The sequence below is a fragment of the Tunicatimonas sp. genome (assembly GCF_049647865.1).
Taxonomy (GTDB): domain Bacteria; phylum Bacteroidota; class Bacteroidia; order Cytophagales; family Cyclobacteriaceae; genus Tunicatimonas.
In genome coordinates this window covers 1-5700 of the sequence record NZ_JBARYM010000277.1, presented here as the reverse complement: position 1 = coordinate 5700, position 5700 = coordinate 1, and the positions used below count along the sequence as shown (strand labels likewise).

Below are 5700 nucleotides of genomic sequence, written 5' to 3'. Positions count from 1 at the left end.
CAACCCAACTGGCGCATAAAGTAGATGCCATCGTAATTCTTTCGGGCGATGCTGATTACGTAGAACTAGTGCGGCATCTGAAGTCGGAAGGAGTGCGGGTAGAGATTGCCGCCGTAGAAAAAACCACCGCCGCCGTGCTACTGGAAGAAGCTGATTATTTCACCCCTATTACCAAAGAAGATTGTTTTGAATACACCGGATAGTCAGTAGGTTCTTAATTTCAGTTATCGGCATCTGGGAAGTTCATCTTCATAATTAGTTTACCTACGGTGTGTCCGCTTTCTAACTGCTGGTGAGCTTCAACCATATCTTTTTCAGTAGCATCGTATACCTTTTGAGTAATAGGTTTGATCATGCTAGCTTCGGTAAACTGGGCTAACTGGTACAAATCTTCTTTATCAGATTTTACCATAATCATTTTACACTTCTTCCCACGAATAGCGGAAAAAGCAGATTGAAACATTAGCTTCGGCGAAACATTGGTAGTAACATACGTTCCTTTTTTCGCCAAAACAGGTTTGCATTCCGAAAACTAGCGATTGCCAACCGCATCAAAAATCACATCGTACTGTTGGTGCATCCGGGTAAAATCCTGAAGTTTATAGTCAATTACATCAGTCGCTCCTAGCTCTTTTACTAGCTGAATGTTTTGGGCACTGCATACGCCAGTAACGTAAGCACCAGCTACTTTAGCGACCTGAACCGCAAACGTACCAACTCCACCGGAAGCTCCGTTAACCAGAACACGACTTCCCGAGCTGATATTCGCTTTTTTTCGCAATGCTTGCCAAGCAGTAAGTCCAGCGGCTGGAAAAGCGGCAGCTTCTTTAAACGATAGGTTTGTGGGCTTTTTAGCTACGTGCTTGGTATCTACCGCTACGTATTCGGCAAATCCCCCAAAGTTTGGCGCAGGTGACATAGCGTACACTTCATCATTAGGCTGAAGGTCAGTGACTTGGCTACCTATTCCAACTACCGTTCCTGCCACATCAGTACCAATTACTTTCGGAAACGAAAGGCGGATCATGTTTTTAAGGTCGCCGCGCCTTATTTTGTAATCAAGTGGATTTAAACCAGCAGCTACCACATGAATCAGTACCTCTTTTGGTCCCAGAAGAGGAGTGCTTATCTTAGTAGCCTTTATAACGGCGGGTGAACCATATTGGTTAATGACAAAAGCATTCATTGGATTAGTGTTTTATGATACTTGAGTGTAGTGACTAAAAATCTAATATCTGGCGAATCGTCTTCATAGATAATTTAAATAGGCAAACTTTTAAACCAAATAGATAGAAGATAGTGCTTTCCTTGCTTACCGACTGATAATTATAGTTAAAGTCAGCGCACGCCTAGGGTATAATTGGCGAAAATGTACCTCACTTCAGCAGGCAAAATGGGAAAAATCAACCCTACATAATTCGTTCAAATATTATTTGGGCAAAATTTAGTACATTAGCACTAAATTTGACGCTATAGGCCAAAGGACTAAATTGTATTAGTGCGTCCCTTAGGATTGGCTAACGTAATACTGACTGATTTTATGTATAGTTACCCCGATTAGAATATTTTTGTTCTTATCATTACAGTTGATATTGTTGACACAGTTGATATTTTTCATATAGTCTGTTCATCAAATAGATAACTGTTACTTATTTAAAACTAAAGAAATGTTAAATAGCTACTTACAGGATTCTACGGCTTTAGTTGAAGAGAGCAAGAAGCAATGTCGAAAAAGCAGAAAGAGAGTTGCCAAGGTGCGAACTAGTTTGCGTCGGCTAAAGCAGTCTGCCGAGAGAAAAACGCCCTGAATATTATCCAGCTAACTGTCTTTTCTAATTATCCTTTTATATCCCACCAGAAATAAGTATCCACATTAGACAGATACTTGTACTCCTATGATAGGAAGTTAGTTCTATCAGCCGCACGAAAGAGTTTGTTTTCGTATTTTGGTAATGAAACTAACCATTCATGTCTCATATCTTCTTCGCAACAATTTTACTGTTTGTCTTTTCATTGAACATAATTGCTCAAAGTAGTGAGGCTGCTATTTCGCCCAACATCATTATTATAATGACGGATGATCAGGGCTACGGTGACTTTGATATTACCGGAAATGATATTATCGAGACCCCTACAATTAATCGCTTTGCCTCGCAGGCGGCACGCCTCGGCTGATTTTATGTTTTCCCGGTTTGCGCTTTTGAAACTGTCTAGCGAGACTTTTCCTGGAGTGCTCTTCAACTTTCTCTAACAAATTTAACGTTGAGCATCACAGCTACCGATATTCCCAATGCTCAAGAAGATGAATCGTATTGAGTGAGGGCTGGGAAATCCACTAATAGAAAAGCTTTTTAAATGGAATAGTATCTATCTAGCAGCTATTGAGATTATTTAATTGATAATAGCAATATCTCCTTTATGCGACTGATATTAGCGGGCAATGAAGATTAATTGCCGTAACTTTTATAATATCAATTGTGCCTATTCTGCTCAAGAGAATAGTAGTGCACAATGTTTTTAGCTGTCCGCACCTGATTCTGCATACAGCAGAAATAGCACCGAAGCACTTAATCTACCAACAACCGGCTAATAATCAAAAATAGCATCTGGTTTCCAGTAGTTACTTCTCAGTTTGCCCCTCTAGTCCATTCTCTTTATCTTCGGGCAAATTTCAACTATTCATGCTGAAGATCAATCACCAACTTACTCCGCAATCTTTACAACCACTGCTAGATACTTTCTGGGAGCTATCCGGTCAGAAGATTCTGCATATTGAAAATCATTACGACGAAACTAAGGGCTCGCCGGTTTTTACCGTTAAAGGGCACTATACCACCCGCGGTTGGACCGAGTGGACGCAGGGCTTTCAGTACGGTTCGGCTATTTTGCAGTTTGATGCTACTGGCGATGAGCAGTTTCTGAACATCGGCCGTAGCAAAACGGTAGCAGAAATGGCTCCGCACGTAAGCCATATCGGAGTACACGATCATGGCTTTAATAACGTGAGTACCTACGGCAACCTAAGCCGCTTGATGCGGGAGGGTAAGATTCCTCACAATGATTGGGAACAGCACTTTTACGAAATAGCCTTGAAAGCCTCCGGAGCAGCCCAGGCCACCCGCTGGACTAAGACCAAGCACGGGGGATTTATTCACTCATTTAATGGGCCGCACTCGTTGTTCGTAGATACTATTCGCTCCTGTCGGGCACTGATGGTCGCGCATCAACTAGGCCACGTGCTACAAGCCGAAAACGATGTGAAGATTAATCTGCTGCACCGGGCATTACAGCATTTGAAAGCTACGGCTGATTATTCTGTTTTCTACGGCGAAGGTCGCGATGCCTACGATATTCGTGGTCGAGCGGCTCATGAATGTGTTTTTAATACCAAAGATGGTAACTATCGCTGTCCGAACTCACAACAGGGGTACACGGGTTTCTCTACTTGGACGCGTGGTCTGGCTTGGGCCATATGTGGTTTTGCCGAAGAACTGGAATTTCTGGATACACTAAGCGATGAAGAACTAAGCGACTACGGCGACCGTGCCGAGATTGAAAGTTTTATGCTAAAAGCTGCGAAAGCTACCTGCGATTTTTATATAGAACATACTCCCACCGACGGTATTCCCTACTGGGATACGGGAGCACCCAATCTTCATAAGATGGATGATTATCTGGATAATCCGTCTGATCCGTATAATGATTACGAACCTATCGACAGCTCAGCGGCAGCCATTGCAGCGCAGGGTTTGCTTCGGCTAGGAAAATATCTCCAAAGCAAGGGAAAAGATGAAAGTGGTAAAAGATATTTTCAGGCGGGGCTTACTGTGCTTGATACCCTGTTCCGTGAGCCTTATCTAAGTACGGACGAGGATCACCAGGGATTAATTCTGCATTCTATCTATCATCAACCCAACGGTTGGGACTATGTGCCCGAAGGCAGCAAAATTGCGAATGGTGAGTCTAGCATGTGGGGCGACTATCACGCTCGCGAAGCTGCGCTGCTTATCCAGCGTTTAGCTAATAATAAACCGTACTACACATTTTTTTTTCAGATGGATGATGAATAAGATATTTCTGGTTTTGCATCTCTTTGTTTTATTGTCGTTCAGTTGCGTAGGGCAAACTACTATGCCGCTGGTTGAGGCAGATGATCTGCAAGCACTTTTGCGAGAAGATAGTAGTATTGTAGTGCTCGATACCCGTTCGCCGGAAGAATACCAAACCGGCCATCTGGAAAATGCCCGATTTGTCAATTACACTACCTTTCAGCTAAGCAATATTCAGGATATTTCGGAAGAAACTCCCATTGTGGTGTACTGCTTGTCGGGAGGGCGAAGCGGGCTAATAGCCCAGCAATTGCTGAAGGCGGGTTACCGAAATGTAAAAAACCTAAACGGAGGTATTCGGAGCTGGCAGTCTGCCGGATTTAATGTAGAAAAATAATGAAGGAGTTTCTGCGGTTGAGTGTTGGGCTAATCCTAATGGTAAGTATTTCCCTTTTGGCGTGTGGACAAAAAAACTACGATGAAAAGCTAGCTTCGCTCTACAAAAACTCAGTTCCGCTAATGCAGTCGGCTACGTTAGATAGTCTTCAGCAACACCGAACAAACATGGTATTGCTAGATACTCGCGCCCCAGAAGAGTACAATGTGAGCCACTTACCGGAGGCGCAACTAGTTGACTATGATTCATTTGATATCAATCAGCTAAGTAGTCTTTCTAAAGAAGATACCGTGGTGGTTTACTGCTCGGTAGGCTACCGTAGTGAGCGAGTAGGCGAAGCGATGAAGGAAGCCGGTTTCCAGCATGTTTACAACCTGTACGGCGGTATCTTCCAGTGGAAAAACGAAGACAAAGAAATCATTAATTCTCATAACCAACCCACCGACAGCGTACATACCTACAATCGAAACTGGTCTAAATGGCTAAGAAACGGAGTGAAAGTGTATTGACGGAAACCGGAGACCGAAGATTGAAAGTACTGAATGATAACTGCCGACCGTGGACTAAAAGCTGATGAATTCTGATAAAGAACTACTGATCATTTTTGCCAAAGTGCCTGAGCTCGGGAAAGCAAAAACTCGACTGGCAGTCAGCGTGGGTAATGAAAAAGCACTAGAAATTTATCAGGCGTTGCTATCTCATACCCATGCAGTTACATCCTCTATATCGCAAGATAAAATCGTTTACTACACTCCCCACATTGTAACTGACGACCAGTGGGAAGGAGATATTTTTCACAAGGCACTACAGTCAGCGGGTGATTTAGGCGAGCGGATGCAGCAGGCTTTTGCTCAGGGTTTTGCCCAAGGCTATTCCCGTATCTGCATCATCGGTACCGACTGTTTTGAGTTGACGACCCAGCATTTAACTGATGCTTTTACTGCTTTGCACGAGCACGATGTCGTACTAGGCCCATCGCAGGACGGAGGATATTATCTGCTGGGAATGAACCAGTTGTATACTTCTTTGTTTTCCAACAAAGAGTGGAGTACTGAGTCGGTGGCCGAAAATACTCGAGACGACGTAACTCAGTTAGCATTATCACTAAAAGAACTTCCGGTGCTAAATGATATTGATACCGTTGAAGATCTGAAACAGTCACCTTTGGGTGTAAAGCTCTTATAGAAAATGTTGCATAACTTTTCCTTAAAATTTACGAATGAGATAGAGAGGGTGAGATGGTGAAGGTTAAAG

Annotated in this window: 7 protein-coding genes and 1 pseudogene; 6 read left to right on the top strand and 2 right to left on the bottom strand. The window is 43.2% G+C overall.

The features are described 5' to 3' along the window. On the top strand, positions 1–203 hold a 203-nt coding region (locus WBA23_RS08480), incomplete at its 5' end, for an NYN domain-containing protein (RefSeq protein ID WP_424581842.1). 17 nt (positions 204–220) lie between these two features. Here the strand turns inward: WBA23_RS08480 and WBA23_RS08475 are convergent. Further along, positions 221–517, bottom strand: a pseudogene (locus WBA23_RS08475) (zinc-binding dehydrogenase); the annotation flags it as partial. A gap of 15 nt (positions 518–532) precedes the next feature. Then, the gene (locus WBA23_RS08470) at positions 533–1186 is read right to left on the bottom strand and encodes an NAD(P)-dependent alcohol dehydrogenase (RefSeq protein WP_424581841.1); all 654 of its coding nucleotides are present in this window, start codon (positions 1184–1186) and stop codon (positions 533–535) included. A 782-nt stretch (positions 1187–1968) separates the two neighbouring features. On the opposite strand from WBA23_RS08470, the gene WBA23_RS08465 reads away from it, so the two are divergent. From WBA23_RS08465 to WBA23_RS08445, 5 genes are all read left to right on the top strand, one after another. Beyond that, complete coding sequence (locus tag WBA23_RS08465) at positions 1969–2175, top strand: hypothetical protein (protein WP_424581840.1); 207 nt, start codon at positions 1969–1971, stop codon at positions 2173–2175. Positions 2176–2681: 506 nt separating this feature from the next. After that, on the top strand, positions 2682–4070 hold the full coding sequence (locus WBA23_RS08460) for a glycoside hydrolase family 88 protein (protein ID WP_424581839.1): 1389 nt from the start codon (positions 2682–2684) through the stop codon (positions 4068–4070). Continuing rightward, a complete protein-coding gene (locus WBA23_RS08455; RefSeq protein WP_424581838.1) occupies positions 4060–4446 on the top strand; it encodes a rhodanese-like domain-containing protein in 387 nt (128 codons plus the stop codon). The genes WBA23_RS08460 and WBA23_RS08455 overlap by 11 nt, the downstream gene beginning before the upstream one ends. Further along, complete coding sequence (locus WBA23_RS08450; protein WP_424581837.1) at positions 4446–4955, top strand: rhodanese-like domain-containing protein; 510 nt, start codon at positions 4446–4448, stop codon at positions 4953–4955. The genes WBA23_RS08455 and WBA23_RS08450 overlap by 1 nt, the downstream gene beginning before the upstream one ends. A gap of 64 nt (positions 4956–5019) precedes the next feature. After that, positions 5020–5631, top strand: a complete 612-nt coding sequence (locus WBA23_RS08445) for a TIGR04282 family arsenosugar biosynthesis glycosyltransferase (protein ID WP_424581836.1) — start codon at positions 5020–5022, stop codon at positions 5629–5631. Positions 5632–5700: the final 69 nt, after the last annotated feature.

Bases quoted from the DNA above. Each gene is read 5' to 3' on its own strand.
- WBA23_RS08445 (WP_424581836.1), top strand. From the start codon at position 5,020: ATGAATTCTGATAAAGAACTACTGATCATTTTTGCCAAAGTGCCTGAG.
- WBA23_RS08470 (WP_424581841.1), bottom strand. From the start codon at position 1,186: ATGAATGCTTTTGTCATTAACCAATATGGTTCACCCGCCGTTATAAAG.
- WBA23_RS08465 (WP_424581840.1), top strand. From the start codon at position 1,969: ATGTCTCATATCTTCTTCGCAACAATTTTACTGTTTGTCTTTTCATTG.
- WBA23_RS08450 (WP_424581837.1), top strand. From the start codon at position 4,446: ATGAAGGAGTTTCTGCGGTTGAGTGTTGGGCTAATCCTAATGGTAAGT.
- WBA23_RS08455 (WP_424581838.1), top strand. From the start codon at position 4,060: ATGATGAATAAGATATTTCTGGTTTTGCATCTCTTTGTTTTATTGTCG.
- WBA23_RS08460 (WP_424581839.1), top strand. From the start codon at position 2,682: ATGCTGAAGATCAATCACCAACTTACTCCGCAATCTTTACAACCACTG.